The organism is Methylobacterium sp. Leaf399, from assembly GCF_001424525.1.
Taxonomy (GTDB): Bacteria; Pseudomonadota; Alphaproteobacteria; order Rhizobiales; family Beijerinckiaceae; genus Methylobacterium.
The window spans coordinates 1-20,719 of sequence record NZ_LMQK01000011.1; the positions used below are offsets into that span (position 1 = coordinate 1).

Below are 20,719 nucleotides of genomic sequence, written 5' to 3' on the forward strand. Positions count from 1 at the left end.
CCTGACCCTGCCCGACGTCTACCAGGACCACGACACCCCCGAGCGCATGTACGCCCAGGCCGGCCTCGACACCGACGGCATCGTCAAGGCCGTCACCAGCGCCCTGCCCGAGCGCAAGGCGCACGGCGGCGGCAACGTCGTCTCGGTGGGGCGACGCCCGCGCTGAGGCGTCCCGCGAGGCGCGGGACGCCTCAGCGCGTCCTACTTGATGACCGCGCAGGCGATCCGCGCGCCGGCACCGCCGATCGGCTGCGTGGTGTGATCGTCCTCGTTGGCATGGATCACCAGGGCCGACCCGTCTCCGTCCTTGAGCCCGCCTTCGCCGGTCAGTGGGGTATCGCTCGACACCTCGGCGTTCACGGACCCGTCGGCGGCGGCATGGACGTTGGGCAGGTCGCCCTCGTCGGGCCCGTCCGTATTGAGCAGGCCGTGCTTGCTCTGGTCGTGGTTCACATGGGCCTTCGATTTCGCGAAGCCCTCGGGGTCCGAGCAATCGCCCACCGCATGGAAATGCAGGCCGTGCCAGCCCGGCGGCAGCCCGCCCGGCCGGATGGTGAGGCGCAGCACCAGGGCGTTGGCCCCGTCGCGGATCACGATCCGGCCGATGGCCTCGCCCTTGCCGTCGACGACGTCGCTCTCGACGGTGGGGATCGCGGGCGGAGGCGTCTGGGCCAGGGCGGGCATCGCGACCAGCCCGGCTGCGAAGGCAGCGCCGAGGGCGCCGCGAACGACCGTCGGCATGGCGTGTGTCATCATGGATGTCTTCTCCTGTCCGCATCGGCGCAGCGCCCGGGCCGGTGGCCGCCACGGGCCGCTCATGTGGCTCCACGGTCGGGCGAGGGCAACGCCCGGAGGCCCCGCGCCCGCGATTCTGGACGCGACGGCCCGAACTCCCTAAGGTCGGCGGCCAGGACGGCACAGGGGCACATCGGGTTCCGGCGACCGCTTCGAGACAGCCCGGGGGCCGCGCGATGACGATCCGACCGAGTTGGCGTTTCGGACTGGCGGCGGCGAGCCTCCTTCTCGGTCTGCCGGCCGCGCTCGCGCAGTCGGAGGTGCCGTCGAGCGGCGAGCGGCCGTGGACCGACCCGCCGTCGCGGGACGGCCCGGCCCAAGCGGGTCCGGTACGGCCCGCTCCCACGCCGGCCACGCCCTCTCGACCCGTCGCACCGCAGGCGGAGGCCGCACCCGCCGCCGCCGCGCCCGCTCCCCGGGCCACCCGTGCGGACACGCGGGCCGTTCGGCCCCGGCAGGCCTCTCGCCCGAACCGGGATGCGCGCCGGCAACGGCTCGCCCAGCCCCCCTCGCGCCGCGCGCCCGTCGCGGTCGCGCCGTCACGGCGGCGCATCCTCGCCGAGGTGCCGCCGGTCGGTCGGTTCCGCGACGACGGGAGGGGGGATCGCCTGGCCCGGATCAGGGCGGCGGAAGAGGCCGGCTACCTCGTGATCCGCTCGCGCACCATCGAGCTGCCGGACGGCCGCCGCCTGCGCAGCTACGCCCCCTACGAGGGGGAGGACGCCGACGATTGACCCTTTAGGACCGGCCCGCTGCGGCGAGCCGGTCGTCTGATCGTGACGGCGTCAGCCAATGGCGTCCCGCCAGGGCGCGAACCAACCCAGTCCCGCCAGGGTCCCCGCCCGCGGGTTGTACTCGCAGCCGACGAGCCCGTCGTAGCCCAGGCGATCGAGCTCGGAGAAGACGAAGCCGTCGTCGAGTTCGCCGGTACCGGGCTCGTTGCGGGCCGGTACGCCCGCCACCTGGACATGGCCGATCAGCGGCAGAAGCCGGGCGAGCCGCGTCGTCACGTCCCCGTGCAGGATCTGCGCGTGGAAGACGTCGAACTGGAGCCTGAGGTTGGCCAGCCCCTCTCCCCGCAGCTCCCGCACGAGGTCGGCGGCGGCCTCGACGTCGTCGAGGAAATAGCCCGGCATCGAGCGCCGGTTGATCGGTTCGATCAGGAGGTCGATGCCGTGGGGCGCGAGCCGGCCGGCGGCATGGCGCAGGGCGCGGCGGTAGGCGCCCGATGCCGCCGCATCCCGCCGGTCGGCGAGGCCGGCCATCAGGTGCAGGCGCCGGGTGCCCATGGCGAGCGCGTAGGCGAGCGCCGCCTCGACCCCCGTCGTCACCTGCGGGAACCGATCCGGCAGGGCGGCGAGGCCGCGCTCGCCCGCCGCCCAATCGCCGGGCGGCATGTTGAACAGGGCGAGTTCCAGGCGATGCTCGGCGAGGCGCGCGGCGATCGCCCCGGGCGCCTCGGCATAGGGAAACAGGCATTCCACCGCTGAAAATCCCGCCTGCGCCGCCGCCGCGAAGCGGTCGAGGAAGGGATGCTCCGTGAACATCAAGGTGAGGTTGGCGGCAAAGCGCGGCATCGGGATCGCCTCCGGCGCGGACGGGGGGTGGGTGGAGTCCTAATCGCGGATCAGCTTGCCCGAGTAGATCACCGGGCCGGTGGGTTGGCCGGTGGGCGAGCCGCCCGGTGGCTCCACCGATACGGCGAAGAGCCCGTCTGGGTTCGCCTCTCCCTTCGGTAGGGTCACCCTGCGGGCGGATCCCCCGATCACCCCGAGGGTCTTGGGCGCGCCGCCCTCCACGTACCAGAGTTCGAGGCTGCGCCCGTCCGGTGTCTCGGCCGCCACGGGCCGCACCTGCGCGGTGCCGGCGGCGAGATCGACGCTGACGATGAGGGCCGGCGACTCGCCGCTGCGGCTGACCACCGCGACGTAGCGCGGCTCCCCCCGACCCACGGGCCAGGCGCCGACCGCCACGAACAGCGCCAGGCCCGCCGCGAGGCCGCCAGCGGCCAGCGCGGCGCCGCGCCAGAGGCGGACCTGGCGGGCGAGGGCGGCGACTCGGTTGTCGTTGGCGGCCGACGTGCGGCGCCGCCCGGGCAGGCTCGCGGCGATCCGCGGCCAGATCCCGGCATCGGGCACCACGTCCGGACCGACGGAATCGAGCGGGGCCAGCCGCCGCTCCCAACCGCGCACCGCCGCCTCCGTCGCCGGATCGAGGGTGCGTTCGAGGTCGAGGGCGGCCCGCTCCGCGGCGGGCAGGGTGCCCAGGACGTATTCGGCCGCCCGCAGGTCGCGCTCGTCGTCGCCCCCCCCGGTCACGAGGCCGGCTCCAGGCAGCCGCGCAGGGCGGCGAGCCCCCGGTGCAGCCACGTCTTGATGGTGTTGACCGGCCGGTCGTAGCGCGCGGCGAGTTCCTCGCGCGAATAGCCCTCGCAATAGGCGAGCACGATGCAGTCGCGCTGCGTCTCGTCGAGGCGCTGCAGGCAGGCGCGCAGGGCGTCCCGGCCCAGGATCGCGCCTTCGCTGTCGTGAGGGTCGGCGAGCCGTTCCACCCAGTCCTCCCCGTCCTCGGTCACCGGCCCCTGGACCTCGCCCTTCCGGCGGACGACGTCGATCGCCCGGTTGCGGGCGATGGCGCACAACCACGCGAGCGGCCTGCCGGCCTGGGGGTCGTACGATCCCGCACTCTGCCAGACCCGCAGGTAGACGTCCTGGAGGACGTCCTCGGCCGCGGCGCGATCCCTCTGGATACGCGAGATCACACCGTAAAGTTTCGGCGCGGTGAGATCGTAGAGGGATTTGAGGGACTGCGCGTCGCCCTGCGCGACCGCGCTCATCAGCCGGAGCAGCGTGGCATCGTCACGCACGGGGCGAACCATCCTCTCCCACACGACGATCGGCCTCGCCGGGCGCGATCGGACGACCCGGACTTGCCACGGCCGCCGGCCGTCTCGTGTCCGGCTTCGTCGTCACGGTCAAGGTAGGGCAAGCGTGGCCCTCCCGCCACCGTCCCGCCGCCGATCCGGTGTGGGCGGCATGGGCGCGGTCGATGGCCGGCAATGGAATTTTCCGGGGCCGCGTCGGCGGCGCGCCTGTCGCTGCGGCGACCGGCGACCTACCTTGGGGGATCGGACGACAAATCGGCGGGATCGGGCAGGGAGACGAAACGGCATGGCCACGCAGGGAGACTGGAAGATTCCCGCCGCCGTGCAGCCCAAGGCTGCGGATTACGGATACGACCTCGAGCGGGCGCTCACCGCCGTCGTCTCGCTTTCCACGCGGGTGCCGCCGGAGGCCTTCTCCGCTGAGACCCTGGGCACCGAGCGGGCCGGCAACGGCGTGGTGATCGGAGAGGACGGCCTGGTGCTCACCATCGGCTACCTGGTGATGGAGGCCGAGACCGTGTGGCTGACCACCCACGACGGCCGCTCGCTGCCCGGCCACGTGGTCGGCTACGACGCGGTCACGGGCTTCGGCCTCGTCCAGGCCCTGGGAGAGCTCGGCCTGCCCGTCCTGGCTCTCGGGCGCTCGGATGCGATCAAGGTCGGCGACAAGGCCGTGGTGGCCGGGGCCGGCGGGCGCCAGCGCAGCGTCGCGGCCCAGGTGGTCGCCCGGCAGGAGTTCGCCGGCTACTGGGAATACCTCCTCGACGACGCGGTCTTCACCGCGCCCTCCCATCCGCACTGGGGCGGCACCGCGATGCTGGGGGCCGAAGGGCAGCTCCTGGGCATCGGCTCGCTGCAGCTGCAGCAGGGCGGCACCGGCGGACCCCGGGCGATCAACATGATCGTGCCCATCGACCTGCTGCCGCCGATCCTCGACGACCTCACCCGGCGCGGGCGCGTCGACCGGCCGGCCCGGCCCTGGCTCGGCCTCTATGCCAGCGAAGGCGAGGGCTCGGTGGTGGTGATGGGGCTGGCCGACGACGGCCCGGCCGAGAGCGCCGACCTGCGGGCGGGCGACGCCATCGTCGCCGTGGCCGGCGAGCCGGTGGCGGACCTGGCCGGGTTCTTCCGCCAGGTCTGGGCGCTCGGCGAGGCCGGGGTGCGGGTACCGCTCACCGTCCAGCGCGACGGCAAGACCCTCAAGCTCTCGGTCACCTCGGGCAACCGCGAACGCTTCCTCGTGAGCCCGCAGCTGCACTGACGCAGCCGGCGGCCTGCACTGACGCAGCCGGCGGCCTGCACTGGAGACGTGACGGGGTCGGGGAAGGGAGCGGCGGTTGCCCCGGTCCGGCGAGGGAGCTATCCCGTGGCCATGACGCACCCCATCCACATCATCGGCGGCGGGCTCGCCGGTTCGGAAGCCGCCTGGCAGATCGCGCAGAGCGGCCATCCGGTCGTGATCCACGAGATGCGGCCCGTGCGCGGCACCGAGGCGCACCAGAGCCAGGATCTCGCAGAACTCGTCTGCTCGAACTCGTTCCGCTCGGACGACGCCAACGGCAACGCCGTCGGCCTGCTGCACCAGGAGATGCGCACCCTCGGATCGCTGATCCTGCGCGCGGGCGACGCGCACCAGGTGCCGGCGGGCGGGGCGCTCGCCGTCGACCGCGAGGGGTTCGCCAGGGCCGTCACCGCCGCCCTCGAAGACCACCCGCTGGTGACCATCGCCCGCGAGGAGATCGACGGGTTGCCGCCGGCCGACTGGGGTCGGGTGATCGTCGCCACCGGGCCGTTGACGTCGCCGGCCCTGGCGCAAGCGATCCGCGGGCTGACGGGCTCGGACGCGCTCGCCTTCTTCGACGCCATCGCGCCGATCGTCCACCGCGAGTCCATCGACATGGGCAAGGCCTGGTTCCAGTCGCGCTACGACAAGGTCGGGCCCGGCGGCACCGGCGCAGACTACATCAACTGCCCGATGGACCGCGCGCAATACGACGCCTTCATCCAGGCGCTGGTCGGCGGCGACAAGATCGCCTTCAAGGAATGGGAGGCCTCGACGCCGTATTTCGACGGCTGCCTGCCGATCGAGGTCATGGCCGAGCGCGGCCCCGAGACCCTGCGCCACGGCCCCATGAAGCCCGTCGGCCTCACCAACCCGCACGACCCCACCGTGAAGGCCTGCGCCATCGTGCAGCTGCGCCAGGACAATGCGCTGGGCACCCTCTACAACATGGTCGGCTTCCAGACGAAGCTGACCTATGCCGAGCAGGTGCGGGTGTTCCGGACCATCCCGGGCCTCGAGAACGCCGAGTTCGCCCGGCTGGGCGGCCTGCACCGCAACACCTACCTCGACAGCCCGCGCCTGCTCGACGCGACGCTACGCCTGAAGGCCGAGCCGCGCCTGCGGTTCGCCGGCCAGATCACCGGCTGCGAAGGCTATGTCGAGAGCGCCGCCACCGGCCTCGTGGCGGGCCTGTTCGCGGTGGCCGAGATCGAGGGACGGACGTTGCCGCCCCTGCCCGCGACCACGGCACTGGGCGCCCTCATCGGCCACATCACCGGCGGCCACATCGGCGTCGAGGAAGCGGGCAGCCCGCGCTCGTTCCAACCGATGAACGTCAACTTCGGCCTGTTTCCGCCGCTCACCGAGGCGATCAAGGGCGAGGAGGGCCGCCGCCTGCGCGGGCCGGAAAAGGCGGTGGCCAAGAAGCGCGCACTCACCGACCGGGCGCGGGCGGACCTGGCGGGCTGGACCGGCTCATGGGCGCCGGCGAGGGTGGCGGCGGAATAGCCCCCGCCCGTCGGCATCAGTCCTGCGGAGGCAACCGGCTTTGCGGAGGATGGCGCCGGTCGAAGCTGTCGGCTGCCAGCTTGAGCGCCGTCAGCCCGCCGACGATGAGGGCCGCGGCCACAGCCGCGATCTGTGCAGGGACAGCGTCATCGCAGCCGCGATCCGTCAACTCGGTTCGATCACGTAGATCCGCCGGCCCGGTCGGTGGCCCTCGTCGCCGGTATCGCGAAAGCCGACCTTGCGCAGCAGGCCGAGCGAGGCCGTGTTCTCGGGCCTGCACTCGGCGACGACGATGCGATGGGGGAAGCGCTCGCGCAGCAGGCCGAGCACGCCGGAGACCGCCTCGCTGCCAAGACCCTGGCCGCGATGGGCGCCGCCCATCCAGTAGCCGATCTCGACGGCCTGGTCGCCGCGCAGGTGCGTGCCGACGATCCCGACGAGCACGCCGTCCTTGCGGCGCACGCCTAGGAAACGGTCCTTGATCGGCTTCTTGCCGCCGACAAGGCGCCGGGCATGGTCGAGGGTGAAGGGGTCGGGCAGGAAGTCCACCGCGCCCGTGATGGCCGGATCGGCGGTGATCGCCTGGACGGCGCCCGCGTCGGCGGGCACGAGGCCCGCGATCCTCAACCGCTCCGTCTCGACGACGGGCAGATTGGCCAAGGTGTAGCGCGAGGCGAGGGTCTTGAAGAACATGGCGTCCATGTGGGGCATGGCCGCGGTTTGGGGAAGGCGGATTCGTCCGCCTTCCCCTCGGTCGTGGCCCGCCCCGTCGGACCGGGGCGGGCCATGCCCTTACGGGTGGATCACCATCGCGGTGAACGGATAGACGTAGGCCTGGAGCATCACGAGGCCGCCCACGAGGCAGGCGAGCACGATGGAGTGCCAGAACACGAACCGCAGGATCTTGCTCTCCTGCCCGTAGTAGCCCGTGGCGGTGGAGGCGACGACGATCGACTGGGCGTCGATCATCTTGCCCATGACGCCGCCCGACGAGTTGGCCGAGGCCATCAGGATCCCAGACAGGCCGAGTTGCTCCGACGTGATCTTCTGGAGGCCGCCGAAGAGCACGTTGGAGGCCGTGTCGGAGCCCGTCAGCGCCACGCCGAGCCAGCCGAGCAGGGTGCCGAAGAACGGGTAGAGGATGCCGGTTCCGGCAAACGCCAGACCCAGGGTGGCGTCCACGCCCGCGTAGCGGGTGAGCACGCCCAGCGCCAGCATCGCCGCGATGGTGATGATGGAGTAGCGCAGGACCCAGATCGTCTCGAGATAGGCCGTCACCAGGCGCCAGGGCGAGAACCGCATCAGCAGGCCGGAGATGATCGAGGCGAACAGCACGCCGGTGCCGGTGTAGGACATGTAGGTGAAGTTGAAGACGGCCGCCTCGGGGTGCGCCGTGGCCACCACCGGCGGCACCTTCATGATGACGTTGTGGAGACCCGGCACCTCGTACTTCCAGGTGAAGATCGGGTTGACGATGCCCTTGAACCAGCCGGTCCCCCAGATCGCGACGATCACCGAGAGGATGATCCACGGCACCCAGGCCATGAAGATCTCGCGCGAGGTGGCGGTGCGGGTGCCCGCGTTGAAGCTCGGCACCTCGGCGCCGGGGACGCCGGCACCCAGGGCCGCCGGGCGGCGCTCGGCCATGTAGCCGATGGAGGGGTCGTTGCCGCGCAGGGCCGGCGAGGTCCAGGGCGTGGCCGGGCTCCACACCTTGAGGAACAGCACGAGGGCGCCCATCGAGATCAGCGAAGCACCGATGTCGACGATCCAGGGGTTGATGTAGTTCGAGATCGCGAACTGGGCCACCGCGAAGGAGACGCCGCAGACCGCGATGGCCGGCCACACCTGGATCATGCCGCGGAAGCCCGCGAACACCCAGATCAGCCAGAACGGGACGATCACCGAGAAGAACGGCAGCTGCCGCCCGATCATCGCGCCGAGCACGTAGGGGTCGTAGCCGGTGACGGAGGCGAGGCCGGCCACGGGGGCGCCCAGCGCCCCGTAGGCGACGGGTGCGGTGTTGGCGATGAGCGAGAGGCCGGAGGCCGCCAGCGGCGAGAAGCCGAGACCGATCAGGATGGCGCCGGTGACCGCCACCGGGGTGCCGAACCCACCGGCACCCTCGAAGAAGGCACCGAAGGCGAAGGCCACGAGCAGGAGCTGGATGCGCCGGTCCGTGGTGATGCCCGCCACCGACTGCTGCAGGATCGCGAACCAGCCCTTCTCCACCGTGAGCCGGTAGAGGAAGATGACGTTGAGGATGATCCAGCCGATGGGGAACAGGCCGAGCGCCACGCCGTAGGCCGAGGCGCGCAGGGCGAGGTCGGTGGGCATGCCGAACAGGACGATGGCGACGAGGAGCGCGATCACCAGCGAGAGCACCGCCGCGATGTGCACCTTGACCTTGCCGCTGGCGATCATGCCGAGCAGCGCGATGACCGGCAGGGAGGCTGCGAAGGTCGAGAGCCAGGGGCTCCCGAACGGATCGTAGACTTGATTCCAGGTTTGCAAAGCCGTGACTCCTCCCGACGCGGGCCGTCCTCGCGGCGCCGGTCGGGGTGCTACCAGAGGAGGTTATGCGGCTCAACGACGGATGTTCGCCGGGGAGGAAATTGTATGCACCTGTCCCGCCGGCGCCTCAGCGCGCCCTGCGCGCCGCCCGCCACAGGCGCCACAGGCGGCGCCAGCGCGGGATCGCGACGACGGTGTTGAGAGGCACGTAGCCCGGTCGCTCCATCGCGGCGAGGTAGGGCTCGACCAGGGCGACCGGCAGGAACGCGGCGCGTGCGGCCGGCGCCAGGCCGGCCAGGCCGGCGGCGTGGGCGTCGAGGTGGCGCCGGGCCAGCGCCCGCAGGTCGGCGGTGGCGCGCAGGAGCCCCGGCCCGCCGCGGCCGGTGACGATGTCCTCGCGGGTGACGCCGTAGGGCCTGAGGATGTCGGCGGGCACGTAGACCTGGCCCTGGCGGGCGTGCCACGGCAGGGCCCGCAGCAGGCCGGTGACGCCGTAGGCGACGCCGGCATGGCCGGCGGCGGCGGCTCCCCCCGGCTCGGCCCCGTCGCAAAGGACGAGGCTGGCCAGCCGGATGAGCGAGGAGGCGGTCTCGCCGCAATATCCCTCGAGGTCGTTCACCCGCGGCATCGGATCGTCGTAGAGGTCGAACACCCGTGCATCGATGAGATCGACGAAGGGCTGTCGCCCGAGGCGGCGCTTGACGATGGCGTCGTCGAGGGCGGCGGCCACCGGGTTGGCCTTGACGTCGCCGCGGGCCTCGCCCTGGAGGGCGTCGCGCCACCATTGCAGCCGGATCTCGCCGGCCATCGGGTTGGTCACCGCCTCGCGCACCCGGGCGATGGTGAGGCTGAAGGCATAGATCGCGAACAGATGCGGCCGGAACGCCGCCGGGGCGAACAGGGTGGCGAAATAGCGGTCGGGGTCGCCTTCGCGGACCAGGTCCTCGCAGTGCCGGAAGGCGAAGGCCAGGCCCTCGCCGGCAGCACCGGCGGTCTCGGCTTTCGTGGTCATGGCACCGCCACCAGGGCGGCGGCGACCTTGCGGTTCTCGGCCATCAGGATGTTGTAGGTGCGCGCCGCCGCCCCCGTCTGCATCACGTCGAGGCCGACCCCGGCGTCCTTGAGCCAGCGCCGGAGCGGTTCGGGCAGGGGCACGATGTCGAGGCCGGTGCCCACCAGGAGGAGCTCGACCTCGCCGGCCGCCAGCTGGACCGGGCGCAGGGCGTCGCGGTCGATGGTGCGGGCGTCCGCCACGTCCCAGGCCCTGACGCCGGAGGGCAGCATCAGGATGGAACCGCGATGCGACATCTCGGCGAAGCGGAAGCCGCCGTTACCGTAGGCGTCGATGAGGTGGCGACCGGGGACGAAGCCGTCGAGGAGGCTGCCGGACGCCATGGCCCCGGCTACTCCGCCGCCTGCGGCACGCGGGTGGTCGACCGCGCCTGGGCCTTCACCCCCGACAGCATCAGGCCGAGGTAGATCAGCACCGGCGTCGAGACGAAGATCGCCGAATAGGTGCAGATCACCACGCCCGCGAGCATGACCACGGCAAAGCCGTTGATCGCCTCGCCGCCGAACAGGACCAGGGCCAGCAGCGACAGGAAGGCCGAGGTGCCGGTCATCACGGTGCGCGACATCGTCGAGTTGATCGACAGGTTGAGCAGTTCGACGGTGGGGATGGTCTTGTAGCGGCGCATGAGCTCGCGGGTCCGGTCGAACACCACGACGGTCTCGTTGAGCGAGTAGCCGACGATGGTGAGGATCGCAGCGATCGAGGTCATGTTGAACTCGATGCGGGAGATCACGAAGACACCGAGCGTCAGCACGATGTCGTGGAGCGTGCCGACGATGGCGCCCAGCGCCAGTTCCCGCTCGAACCGGAACCACAGGTAGAGCAGCACCGCCAGGACGGAGAGCACGACGCCCAGGGTGCCCGACTGAACGAGTTCGCCCGAGACGCGCGGCCCCACGGTCTCGGTGCGCCGGAACTCGAAATCGGCGTCGAAGGCCGCGTGCGCCTTCTGCATCACGGCGGTCTGCCCCTGCTCGCCGGGCTGAAGCGGGAAGCGCACCAGGATCTGGCCCTCGCCGCCGAGTTCCTGGACTTCGGTCTCGCCGAAGCCGAAACCGTTGGCGGTGTGGCGCACGGCCGCCACGTCCGCCGTCTTCGACTTCGCCTGCAGTTCGACGAGGGTGCCGCCCTTGAAGTCGATGCCGAAGTTCAGCCCGATCGTCAGGAACAGGACCACGGTCGCCACCGACATGAAGGCCGAGAGCGGGAAGGTGAAACGCCGGAACCGCATGAAGTCGAAGTGCGATTCATCGGGCCAGAGGCGGAGCAGGCGCATGGTCGGTCTCGAGTCCGTCAGCGAGGATGTGGGCGGTGCCCCTCCTCCATCAATGGGGCGAAACGCCCGCGGGTCAGAACGGCGCGGCGTCCCGGCAGAGGCAGGCCCCTGCCCGAGGAAGCCGTCCGCCGTCTAGAACGGCAGGGCCTTGGGCCGGGCGTAGTTGTACCACAGTGCGATCATCATGCGCGTGAGGGTCACGGCGGTGATGACGGTGGTGAGGATGCCGAGGATGAACACCACGGCGAAGCCCTTCACCGGGCCCGAACCGAGGAAGAACAGGATCACGGCGGCGATGGCCATGGTCGAGTTCGAATCGATGATGGTGGCGAACGCCTTGTCGAAGCCCGCCTGCAGGGCCGAGACGATGGAGCGGCCCGCCCGCACCTCCTCGCGCACGCGCTCGTAGATCAGCACGTTCGAATCCACCGCCGTCCCGATGGTGAGCACGATCCCGGCGATGCCGGGCAGGGTCATGGTCGCCTCGAGCACCGACATCAGGCCGAGGATGAGGCCGACGTGGACGATGAGCGCGATGTTGGCGAAGAAGCCGAACACGCCGTAGGTGGCGAACATGAAGGCGATGACCAGGACGCCGGCGGCCAGCGTCGCCCACTTGCCGGCCTCGATCGAATCCTTGCCGAGGCCGGGGCCGACGACGCGACGCTCGACGGCGGTGAACTTGGCGGGCAGGGCGCCGGCGCGGAGCAGCACCGAGAGTTCGTTGGCGTCCTTGACCGTGAAGTTGCCGGTGATCTGGCCCGAACCGCCGGTGATCGGGGTGTTGATGCGTGGGGCGGAGACGACCTCGTTGTCCAGTACGATCGCCATGCGGCGGCCGACGTTCTCCGAGGTCGCCTGACCGAAGCGCTGGGCGCCCTTCAGGTTGAACTTGAAGCTGACCATCGGCTCCTGGGTCTGCTGGTCGAAGGCCGGCTGCGCGTCGGTGAGATCGCCGCCCTCGGCCATGATCCGGCGCTCGACCGGGACCCTCGCGCCCTTCTCGTCGCGGGACGGCAGCAGGTCGACGTCGCCCGACGGGCTGTCGGACAGCATGCGGAATTCGAGCTTGGCGGTCTTGCCGACCAGCGTCTCGAGGCGCTGCGGGTCCTGTTCGCCCGGGACCTGGACCAGAATGCGGTCGGCACCCTGCTGCTGGATCGAGGGCTCAAGCGTGCCGGTGCTGTCGATGCGGCGGCGGATGACCTCGATGCCCTGGCTGACGGCCCGGCGGGTGCGATCGCCGATGCCGGCGTCGGTCAGGACGAGGCGGATGAGGCCGTCGGGCTGCTCGGTCACGTCGACGGTGCGACCGCCGCTCTGGCCCACCAGCGGATTGGAGATCGGCAGGGACAGTTCCTGCAGCTTGGGCATGACCTTGGCGCGGGCCGCGGCATCCGAGATGCGGACCTGGACGCCGCGCGGGAGCAGCTGGATACCGCCCTCGGCGCGCACCGATTCCGTCTGCAGGATGCGCCGGACGTCGTCGCGAAGGCCCTTGGCCTGCGACGAGATCAGGTCGTTCTGGTCGACTTCGAGCAGGAGCTGCGATCCGCCCTGAAGGTCGAGCCCGAGCACGATCGCCCGGGTCGGCACGATCCAGCTCGGGAACCAGCTCGGCAGCGAGGCCATGAAGCCCTTGCGCTGCTCGGGCGAGAAGAAGCTCGGCACGGCCAGGCTCAACCCGATCAGGATGATCGCGAGGGTCGTGACGATCTTTGTTCGCGAGAAGCGCAGCATCCGCCCGTTCCGTTGTCTTCTTGGCGATGCCGGGCGTTACGCCGGCATCCTCAGGCTCTGTCTCAAGACCGCCGAACGTCAGGCGGCCTTGACCGGACCGCCCTTGACCCGGACTTCCGAGACCATCGTGCGGACGATCTTGACGCGCACGTTGGGCGCGATCTCGACCTCGAGTTCGGAGGCTTCGTCGGAGACCTTGGTGACGCGGCCGACGAGGCCGCCGGTGGTGACGATGGTGTCGTCGCGGCGCACGTTCTTCACCAGGGCCTGATGCTCCTTCACCCGCCGCTGCTGCGGCCGCAGGATCAGGAAGTACATGATGACGAAGATGAGGACGAACGGCACCACCTGCAAGGCGATGTCCGCTCCACCGGCGGCGGGGCCGGCCGCTTGCGCGAAGGCGGGGGTGATCAGCACGCGGTACTCCTCATGAATGGGAACAGCCGGCCACGCGGCGCGCCGATGGCGGGCGGCCGGGCCGGTCGAAAAGCGCGCGGACTATAGCCACGGGGGACCCGAAAGCAACGCCGCCCGTCCGGCCGAGCGATGGCGCCGGTGATTTCCGAGGTGCGACCCGCTAAGGAGGCGGCTTTCCGCCAGGGTGCCTGGCGCCACGGACGCCACACGATGACCGCCTCACTGTCGAACGATCCCGGCGATGCGCTCGCCGCCCGGCTCCTGCCCCTCCTCGAACGCATCGCCGCGGCCCTGGAACGCGCCGCCCCCGCAGGGTCGCCGCCCCCCGACCTCACCGCCGCCGACGCCTTCCTGTGGGGGGCCGAGCGCCGGCTGATGCCCGTGCCGCGGGTGAACCGTGTCGCCATCGGCCTGCTCACCGGCATCGACCGGGCCCGCGACACGCTGATGGCCAATACGCGACGCTTCGCCGACGGCCTGCCCGCCAACAACGCCCTGCTCTGGGGTGCGCGCGGCATGGGCAAGTCGTCGCTGGTCAAGGCCGTCCAGGCCGAGATCAACGCAACCCGCTCGCAAGGAGAGCGCCCCCTCAAACTCGTCGAGATCCACCGCGAAGACATCGAGGCGCTGCCCGACCTGATGGCGGCCTTGCGGGCCGACCCGCACCGCTGGATCGTGTACTGCGACGACCTGTCCTTCGACGGGGACGACACCTCCTACAAGTCGCTCAAGACCGCGCTCGACGGCGGCATCGAGGGCCGGCCGGAAAACGTCCTGTTCTACGCTACCTCCAACCGCCGCCACCTGCTGGCCCGCGACATGGTCGAGAACGAGCGCTCCACCGCCATCAACCCCGGCGAGGCGGTGGAGGAGAAGGTCTCCCTGTCCGACCGCTTCGGCCTCTGGCTCGGGTTCCACAAGTGCAGCCAGGACGAATACCTCGCCATGATCGAGGCCTACGTGGCGCAACACGGCCTCCGGGCGGACTCGGCCACGGTCCGGGCCGAAGCGCTGGAATGGGCCGCCACCCGCGGTTCGCGCTCGGGCCGCGCGGCGTTCCAGTACATCCAGGACCTGGCGGGGCGGCTGGGCCAGACGCTGGGGTGATACGGTTTGCCGCTTGCATCAAGCGAGAACCGTATCACCGAGCCCGCGCGGCGCCTGAGCGAAGCCCATGTCCGCATCACGACGTGATCAACCGGAAATGGCATGAGGAGGGACTCAGGGCAGGTTCATCGGCGCCGTGGTCCCCTCTCCTCCACGAACCACCGCAAAAGGAGATCGCGATCCGTGAGACGTCTCTTCGCCTGTTCCATCCTAGCTCTGCTGACGACGACGGCGGCCCACCCCGCGTTTGACGCCGGCACCGCGAACGGGATCGCGACCCCTCCGATCGTCCTGGTCGGGGATGACGACGACGACGACGACGACCGCGGCCGAGGCTACGGCCAGCGCCGGTATCGCGGCGGCGAGGGCTATCGCGACCGGCGGTTCGGCGACCGCGACCGCGACGATCGTGGCCGCGAGCGGCGGCGCTCCCGCGACGACGACGACGACGACGACGATTAGGATCGGCTCGCCGGACCGGCCTCAGGCCCGAGGCAAACGGCGAGAAGCCTCCGAACGGACCCGTTCGGAGGCTTCTCGTCTGTCGTCGCCGGCCACCGAGGGCCGGGGGCGGTTGTCAGTTGCTGGCCAGATGCGGCATCGGGTCGACCGGGGTCGCGCCCTTGCGGATCTCGAAGTGCAGCTGCGGCGAGGTCACGTTGCCGGTGGCGCCGGACTTGGCGATGGTCTGGCCGCGCTTGACCTTCTCGCCGGGGCGGACGTCGAGTTCGCCGTTGTGAGCGTAGGCCGAGACGTAGCCGTTCGAGTGGCGCACCAGCACCAGCTTGCCGTAGCCCTTCACGTCCGAGCCGGCATAGGCGACGGTGCCGTCTTCGGCCGCCTTCACCGGCGTGCCCTCGGGCACCGCGATGTTGATGCCCTCGTTGCCCGAGGACCCGTAGCCGGTGATGACGCGGCCCTTGGCCGGCCAGCGGAACGACTGGTCGGACGCAGCCGGGGCGACCGAAGCCGTGGTGGCGGGTTCGGCGGGCGCCACGGCGGCCACCTTCACCGGCGTCGCCTTGGCGGCGGCCTCGGCGGCCTTGGCGTCGGCGGCAGCGGTCTTGGCTTCGGCCGCGGCCGTCTTGGCCTCGGCGGAGGCCGTCTTGGCCTCCGCGGCCTTGCGGGCGGCGTCCTTGGCGGCTTCGGCGCGGGCGAGCTTGGCCTCGGCCTCGGCGGACTTGCGCGCGGCCTCGGCCTTCGCCTTGGCGGGATCGGACTTGGCGGGATCCGACTTGCCCGAATCCGACTTCGCCTCGACCTTCGGCTCGGCCTTGATCTCGATCTTGCGGACCGTCTTGTCGGTCTTCGTCTCGGATTTGGCGTCCTTCGGCTCGACCTTGGCCACGGCCTGGCCGGGCCGCACGTGCTTCTTGGCCGCCGCGTCCTTGGCCGCGTCCTTGGCGACTTCCTTGGCGGTCTCCGCCTTGGTCTCGGCCGCCTTGCGGGCCGCCGTGGCCTCGGCGAGCTTGCGGTCGGCCACGATCTTGCGCGCCTCGGCGAGCTTCTTCTCGTCCGCGAGCCGGTTGGCCTCGACGAGGCGCTTGGCCTCGGCGAGCCGCTCGACTTCGGCCGCCTTGCGGGCGGCCTCGGCGGCGCGCTTCTCGGCGGCCTTGTCGACGACCTTCTCGGCCGCCTTGGGCGAGAGGGACATCGGCGGCGGGGCGGGGCGCGTCGCGGTCCGGCCGGCGTCGGGGTTCAGGCCCGAGACCATGCCCCCCGACACGGGCGCCATCGGCTCGGCGGAGGCGACCCGCGTCGAGGGGGACAGCGGTGCCGTCGCCGTCGGGCGGGGCGACATCCGCATGCCGGGAGAGGCCAGGGCCTCGGACTCGACCCGGCCCGTGCGGATCGGGGCGCTGGGCCCTTCCTCGGGCAGGCTGCCGGTGGCGGCGGGCTCGCTGGAAGAGGAAGCGAAGGGATTCCCGAAGGGGTCCCCCAGTCGCGAAGCATCCGATGAGCAGGCGGCAGCTCCGCTGCCGATCACTCCGATGAGAGCGAAGCGCGACAGCGTCTTCATCCCTCGACCAGTCCCGCGAACCCGCATCGACGCACCCGTTAGCCTGACGCAACTTGATGACGTCATTCAAACGGGATTCAGGTTAAGCAACCGTTCCTGCCGACCCCATTTCCGCCCCGATCGGTTCCTCAGTGCTGCGGCGTGGTGGTGAACCCACCCGCGCGGATGCGCTCGGGAAACCCTTCGGCGTAGCGGGCGGTCGCCTCCTCACCGTAGGTGGTGACCAGTTCCTGGAAGGCCGCGAACAGGGCGGCCTGGGCCATGCAGTCCCCGTCGAGACCGTCGAGGCAGCCTTCCGCGAACGCTTCCGAGACGTAGCCGAGCGCGGCGCGCTTGTCGTCGATGTCGGCCTCGAAGGGGGAAGGGGCGGTTTCGGTCTGCATGGGGTCGCCACATCGTTTCGCGCCGCCTGACGGGTCGGCGGCCGGTGCGGAAACCATAGGCCGGGTCGCGAAGGCCGGGAAGCCAGGAATTGCGAAGGGGTTAACGCCGAGGCTCGAATTGCGCGGATCGTGTTGACGGTACCGCCCTGTGGCACGGGCGCCACAGCGCCCGGCATCGCACTTCGCTCACCCGCCGAACCGTCCGGCCAGGGACTGGGACAGGCGCTCGCCCTCGGTCACGAAACGGTCGGCGGCCAGGGTCGCTGCCGGCGTGCAGACCCGGTAGGTGAGGGCATAGCCGCGGTAGCCGCGGTTGTAGGCGCCCGCGAGGCGCTCGCGGCGGCCCTGCGTCACGCCCTCGGCCTCCATCAGCGCCGCCATCCGGGTCGGCCATTCGCCGGCGTCGGGCGCCTTGCACAGTCCCCTCAGGAAGGCCAGGGCGCCGATGATCTCGGAGAGCCGCATCAGGTCGCGGTCGTAGGGGGCCGCCGGCGGCTCGGCCTGCGGTGGCGGCTCCTTCTCGGCGGGCCTATTGTCGGCTGGCTTGGGCGCCTGGCGGGCCGGCGGGCGCGCCTGGGCGATGACGGGCGCGGGCAGGGCCAGGGCGAGGCTCAGGGCCGCCACGCATGCGAGCGCCAGCGGGTTCCTCACCGGGATTCCGCCCCGCCGGCAGCCCGGCGCGCGAACGCCTCGCCCAGGGTCTCGGCGAGGCCGGGCGTGGTCTCGAGGCCGGCCACCTCGGCCAGGGTGGCCCAGCGGACACCGAGCGCCTCGGGGCCCGGCACCGGCTCGCCGCCGCGCCACAGGGCGGCATGGGGATGGATCACGTAATGGTGGCGCAAGCGCCCGTCGGCCCCGTGCAGGATGATCTCGGTGGGGGTGAGGGGACCCAGGACCTCGGCCTCGACGCCGACCTCCTCGCGCAGTTCGCGCAAGGCGGCCGATGCCAGGGTCTCGCCCGGCTCCACGAGGCCGCCGGGCAGGGTCCAGACCCCGCGCAGGGGTTCGTTGGCCCGGGCGGCCAGCAGCACCCGGCCCTCGCGCAGCACGGCGATGGAGGCTCCCACGAAGGGCCGGGTCGGGAACAGACGTGCGTCCACCTCGCTCACGGGGCGATCACCGCCACGCGCCCGTCGGCGAGCCCGACGAGGAGCGGGGCCTTGGGGCCGCGCCCGAGGGCGGACAAGCCGAACCCGGCCGGCGCCGGCAGGGCGATGCGCGCTCCCTCGCGGAACCCGTCCGTCAGACCGAGGACGACGACGGCACCGCGGTCGGACGAGGCCAGCGCGAGTTCGGGACGGCCGTCGCCGTCGGTATCCACCAGGGCGGCGAGATCCGCTTGTGCCGCGCCCGCTCCCCGGTCGGTCAGGCCCGGCGCTTCCCCGAGGAGGCGGAAGGCGCCCGCCTCCCAGGCCCAGAGCTGGAGCAGGCCGCGACCGCCCGGCGCCAGCACGGTGGCGACCCGGACGGGGCCGTCGCCCGCGGAGGCGGCCACGGCCGCGATGTCGAGGTCCCCCCCGGCCTGCGGCGGCGTCCGTCCCAGCACCTCCCAGCCGGTGCCGGTCTTGCCCACCGCCGCCAGCACCGCGCCGTCGCCCTGCGCGATGACGCCGAACACGAGGGTGGCCGCGCCGGCCCGCGCCGCGTGCGGACGCGCGGGCGCGAAGGCGGCGCCGGATCCGGCCTGGACCGGATGGGTGGCGATCGGGACGGCCTTGGGCTCGGCGCTCATGGCCACCGGCTGGCGTTCGCGGATCGTCAGGGAGGGCCCGGAGGCGCTGGCGGCGAGGTGGGCGCTGACGGGCCCCAGCACCGCCCCCCGCGAGCCGGGCAGGGCGCCCCGCGGCGTCTCGGCCGCGATCAGGCCCTCGATCGCCTCGGCCCCGATCAGGGTCGTCTCGATGCGCCCGTCCCGCAGGCTGAGGGCGGCCCCGCCGCCGTCCCCCCACACCACCGTCACGGGAGCGTCCTCCGGCTCGGCGCCGAGCGTCGCCTTAGGGTCCGAACGTTTGGGACGCGCCAGGGTCAGGAGGCCCGAGGTCGCCACGGAGACCGAGACCGCGCTGCCGGGGCCGCGCATGGCGCGGGCCGTGAACGGCAGGTCGAGGAGGGTGACGGCGGGCTCGGCGAGGGCGCCGGCGGTGGACATCAGGACAGCCAGCAGCGCGAGGGCGCCGCGGTCAGACATGCTGTCCGCCGTTGATGTGCAGTTCGGCGCCGTTCACGTAGGACGAGGCCTCGGTGCACAGGAAGTAGATCGCCTTGGCGACCTCGTCCGGCGTGCCGAGCCGCCGCTGCGGGATGCCGGCCACGATCTTGTCGGTGCCCGGCGACAGGATGGCGGTGTCGATCTCGCCGGGGGAGATCGCGTTGACGCGCACGCCGAGCGGCCCGAAATCGCTGGCGAGCTCGCGGGTCAGGCCGGCCAGGGCCGCCTTCGAGGTGCCGTAGGCCGCCCCCGCGAAGGGGTGGACGCGCGAGCCGGCGATGGAGGTGACGTTGACGATGGAGCCCTTGGCGCGGGTGAGCTCGTCGCACAGGCCCCGCGCCAGCAGGAGCGGCGCGAACACGTTGACCTGGAACACCTTGCGCCAGTCGCCGAACTCGGTGGCGATGGCGCCGAGGCGGTCGCCGTTGGCGCCCTTGGGCGAGATGCCGGCGTTGTTGACGAGGGCGTGCAGGAGGCCGCCCTCGTCGGCCAGGCGCCCAGCGACCTCGGCGATGCCGCGCATGGTGTCCTCGGGGTCGGCCAGATCCACCTGGAGATGGTCCTCGGGTCCCATCTCCCACGGGCAGTTCTCGGGGAAGGCGTGGCGCGAGCAGGTGATGACCCGCCAGCCGGCGGCCGAGAAGCGCTTCACGGTGGCGTGGCCGATGCCCCGGCTCGCCCCCGTGAGCAGCATGACGCGCCGACGTTCGTTGACGGATGTGGCCAAGGCCGTTCCTCATGGGATCGCGGGCGGCCGCTCCCGTCCCGGTTCGCCGCCGCGCCGCACAGGTCTAAGCCGCGGGGCGCGGGAAATCCAGGGTCGATCCCGCGCCGCAGCACGGCGGCGGACGCCCCTCACGGATAGAGGCGCGCGCGCTCCCAGCCGTCGCCGGCGCGGGTGAAGCGCACCCGGTCGTGGAGGCGGAACGGGCCGTTCTCCCAGAACTCGATCGTCACCGGCGCGATGCGGAAACCCGTCCAGTTCGCCGGCCGGGGGATCGGTCCTTCGCCGAAGCGGGCGGACAGGGCCTCGACCTCGGCCTCCAGGGTGGCGCGGTCGGGCAGGGGCCGCGACTGCCGGCTGGCGTGGGCGCCGATGCGGCTGACCCGGGCGCGGCTGGCGAAATAGGCGTCCGCCTCCTCGGCCGAGACCGGGCCGACCGGGCCGCGGGCCCGGACCTGCCGGCGCAGGCTCTTCCAGTGCAGGACGATGGCGGCCTGCGGGTTCTCGCCCAGTTCGCCGCCCTTGGCGGACTCGACGTTCGTGTAGAACACGAAGCCGCGAGGATCGACGCCCTTCAGGAGCACCATGCGCACGTCGGGCAGGCCGTCCGTGCCGGCGGTGGCGAGCGCCATGGCGTTGGCATCCTCCGGCTCGGAGCGCTCGGCCTGGCTCATCCATTGCGAGAACAGCGCCCAGGGGTCGTCGCGGAGGGTGAAATCCTCCGCGTCCGACTCACCGAACGTTAACCCATCCGGGCTGTAGTCGTGGCTCATCGTGTTCATCTCGC

General features: G+C 71.8%; 23 protein-coding genes. 5 read left to right on the top strand and 18 right to left on the bottom strand.

The window, feature by feature from the left end; all coding sequences use genetic code 11:
• Positions 1–201: 201 nt before the first annotated feature.
• Positions 202–753, bottom strand: coding sequence for a superoxide dismutase family protein (locus ASG40_RS08040; RefSeq protein ID WP_055883448.1), 552 nt, complete (start codon positions 751–753; stop codon positions 202–204).
• Between the two features lie 218 nt (positions 754–971).
• Between ASG40_RS08040 and ASG40_RS08045 the strand changes: the two genes are divergently transcribed.
• Positions 972–1,529 (top strand): hypothetical protein, encoded by a 558-nt coding sequence (locus tag ASG40_RS08045; RefSeq protein ID WP_055883329.1) that lies wholly within the window; start codon positions 972–974, stop codon positions 1,527–1,529.
• 51 nt (positions 1,530–1,580) lie between these two features.
• Here ASG40_RS08045 and otnI read toward each other — a convergent pair whose 3' ends face one another.
• From otnI to ASG40_RS08060, 3 genes are read right to left on the bottom strand one after another with little or no spacing between them, the layout of a single operon-like run.
• Complete coding sequence (gene otnI, locus ASG40_RS08050; protein ID WP_055883331.1) at positions 1,581–2,372, bottom strand: 2-oxo-tetronate isomerase; 792 nt, start codon at positions 2,370–2,372, stop codon at positions 1,581–1,583.
• Positions 2,373–2,411: 39 nt separating this feature from the next.
• Entirely contained in the window at positions 2,412–3,113 is a 702-nt protein-coding gene (locus ASG40_RS08055) for an anti-sigma factor (RefSeq protein WP_055883334.1), read from the bottom strand.
• The gene (locus ASG40_RS08060; protein ID WP_055883451.1) at positions 3,110–3,661 is read right to left on the bottom strand and encodes an RNA polymerase sigma factor; all 552 of its coding nucleotides are present in this window, start codon (positions 3,659–3,661) and stop codon (positions 3,110–3,112) included. Before ASG40_RS08060 ends, ASG40_RS08055 begins: the two co-directional genes overlap by 4 nt.
• A gap of 304 nt (positions 3,662–3,965) precedes the next feature.
• Between ASG40_RS08060 and ASG40_RS08065 the strand changes: the two genes are divergently transcribed.
• Positions 3,966–4,940, top strand: coding sequence for a S1C family serine protease (locus tag ASG40_RS08065; protein ID WP_055883335.1), 975 nt, complete (start codon positions 3,966–3,968; stop codon positions 4,938–4,940).
• 111 nt (positions 4,941–5,051) lie between these two features.
• Positions 5,052–6,470 (top strand): methylenetetrahydrofolate--tRNA-(uracil(54)-C(5))-methyltransferase (FADH(2)-oxidizing) TrmFO, encoded by a 1,419-nt coding sequence (gene trmFO / locus ASG40_RS08070; RefSeq protein WP_055883338.1) that lies wholly within the window; start codon positions 5,052–5,054, stop codon positions 6,468–6,470.
• A gap of 165 nt (positions 6,471–6,635) precedes the next feature.
• On the opposite strand, the gene ASG40_RS08075 is transcribed toward trmFO, so the two are convergent.
• From ASG40_RS08075 to yajC, 7 genes are all read right to left on the bottom strand, one after another.
• Positions 6,636–7,163 (bottom strand): GNAT family N-acetyltransferase, encoded by a 528-nt coding sequence (locus ASG40_RS08075; protein ID WP_055883454.1) that lies wholly within the window; start codon positions 7,161–7,163, stop codon positions 6,636–6,638.
• 99 nt (positions 7,164–7,262) lie between these two features.
• Complete coding sequence (locus ASG40_RS08080) at positions 7,263–8,984, bottom strand: L-lactate permease (RefSeq protein ID WP_055883343.1); 1,722 nt, start codon at positions 8,982–8,984, stop codon at positions 7,263–7,265.
• A 127-nt stretch (positions 8,985–9,111) separates the two neighbouring features.
• Complete coding sequence (locus ASG40_RS08085) at positions 9,112–9,996, bottom strand: phytoene/squalene synthase family protein (RefSeq protein WP_055883347.1); 885 nt, start codon at positions 9,994–9,996, stop codon at positions 9,112–9,114.
• On the bottom strand, positions 9,993–10,379 hold the full coding sequence (locus tag ASG40_RS08090; protein WP_055883350.1) for an Mth938-like domain-containing protein: 387 nt from the start codon (positions 10,377–10,379) through the stop codon (positions 9,993–9,995). The genes ASG40_RS08085 and ASG40_RS08090 overlap by 4 nt, the downstream gene beginning before the upstream one ends.
• A gap of 8 nt (positions 10,380–10,387) precedes the next feature.
• A complete protein-coding gene (secF, locus tag ASG40_RS08095; RefSeq protein ID WP_055883355.1) occupies positions 10,388–11,332 on the bottom strand; it encodes a protein translocase subunit SecF in 945 nt (314 codons plus the stop codon).
• Positions 11,333–11,464: 132 nt separating this feature from the next.
• Complete coding sequence (gene secD / locus ASG40_RS08100; RefSeq protein ID WP_055883358.1) at positions 11,465–13,072, bottom strand: protein translocase subunit SecD; 1,608 nt, start codon at positions 13,070–13,072, stop codon at positions 11,465–11,467.
• A gap of 78 nt (positions 13,073–13,150) precedes the next feature.
• Positions 13,151–13,486: a preprotein translocase subunit YajC gene (gene yajC / locus ASG40_RS08105; RefSeq protein ID WP_055883457.1), complete on the bottom strand. Its 336-nt coding sequence runs from the start codon at positions 13,484–13,486 to the stop codon at positions 13,151–13,153.
• A gap of 213 nt (positions 13,487–13,699) precedes the next feature.
• On the opposite strand from yajC, the gene ASG40_RS08110 reads away from it, so the two are divergent.
• A complete protein-coding gene (locus ASG40_RS08110; RefSeq protein ID WP_055883460.1) occupies positions 13,700–14,596 on the top strand; it encodes an ATP-binding protein in 897 nt (298 codons plus the stop codon).
• Positions 14,597–14,698: 102 nt separating this feature from the next.
• Complete coding sequence (locus ASG40_RS21645) at positions 14,699–15,058, top strand: hypothetical protein (protein ID WP_200944222.1); 360 nt, start codon at positions 14,699–14,701, stop codon at positions 15,056–15,058.
• A 115-nt stretch (positions 15,059–15,173) separates the two neighbouring features.
• On the opposite strand, the gene ASG40_RS08120 is transcribed toward ASG40_RS21645, so the two are convergent.
• The 7 genes from ASG40_RS08120 to pdxH all read right to left on the bottom strand — a co-directional run bounded on the left by ASG40_RS08120 (position 15,174) and on the right by pdxH (position 20,705).
• A complete protein-coding gene (locus ASG40_RS08120; protein WP_082494682.1) occupies positions 15,174–16,616 on the bottom strand; it encodes a M23 family metallopeptidase in 1,443 nt (480 codons plus the stop codon).
• Positions 16,617–16,744: 128 nt separating this feature from the next.
• Entirely contained in the window at positions 16,745–16,999 is a 255-nt protein-coding gene (locus ASG40_RS08125) for a hypothetical protein (RefSeq protein ID WP_055883370.1), read from the bottom strand.
• A gap of 186 nt (positions 17,000–17,185) precedes the next feature.
• A complete protein-coding gene (locus ASG40_RS08130) occupies positions 17,186–17,650 on the bottom strand; it encodes a TIGR02301 family protein (RefSeq protein WP_055883375.1) in 465 nt (154 codons plus the stop codon).
• On the bottom strand, positions 17,647–18,099 hold the full coding sequence (locus ASG40_RS08135; RefSeq protein WP_082523972.1) for an NUDIX hydrolase: 453 nt from the start codon (positions 18,097–18,099) through the stop codon (positions 17,647–17,649). Before ASG40_RS08135 ends, ASG40_RS08130 begins: the two co-directional genes overlap by 4 nt.
• Before the next feature lie 5 nt (positions 18,100–18,104).
• Positions 18,105–19,187 (bottom strand): hypothetical protein, encoded by a 1,083-nt coding sequence (locus ASG40_RS08140; RefSeq protein ID WP_055883382.1) that lies wholly within the window; start codon positions 19,185–19,187, stop codon positions 18,105–18,107.
• Positions 19,180–19,902, bottom strand: coding sequence for an SDR family NAD(P)-dependent oxidoreductase (locus ASG40_RS08145; RefSeq protein ID WP_055883387.1), 723 nt, complete (start codon positions 19,900–19,902; stop codon positions 19,180–19,182). The genes ASG40_RS08140 and ASG40_RS08145 overlap by 8 nt, the downstream gene beginning before the upstream one ends.
• A gap of 161 nt (positions 19,903–20,063) precedes the next feature.
• The gene (gene pdxH, locus ASG40_RS08150) at positions 20,064–20,705 is read right to left on the bottom strand and encodes a pyridoxamine 5'-phosphate oxidase (RefSeq protein WP_082523973.1); all 642 of its coding nucleotides are present in this window, start codon (positions 20,703–20,705) and stop codon (positions 20,064–20,066) included.
• Positions 20,706–20,719 lie beyond the last annotated feature (14 nt).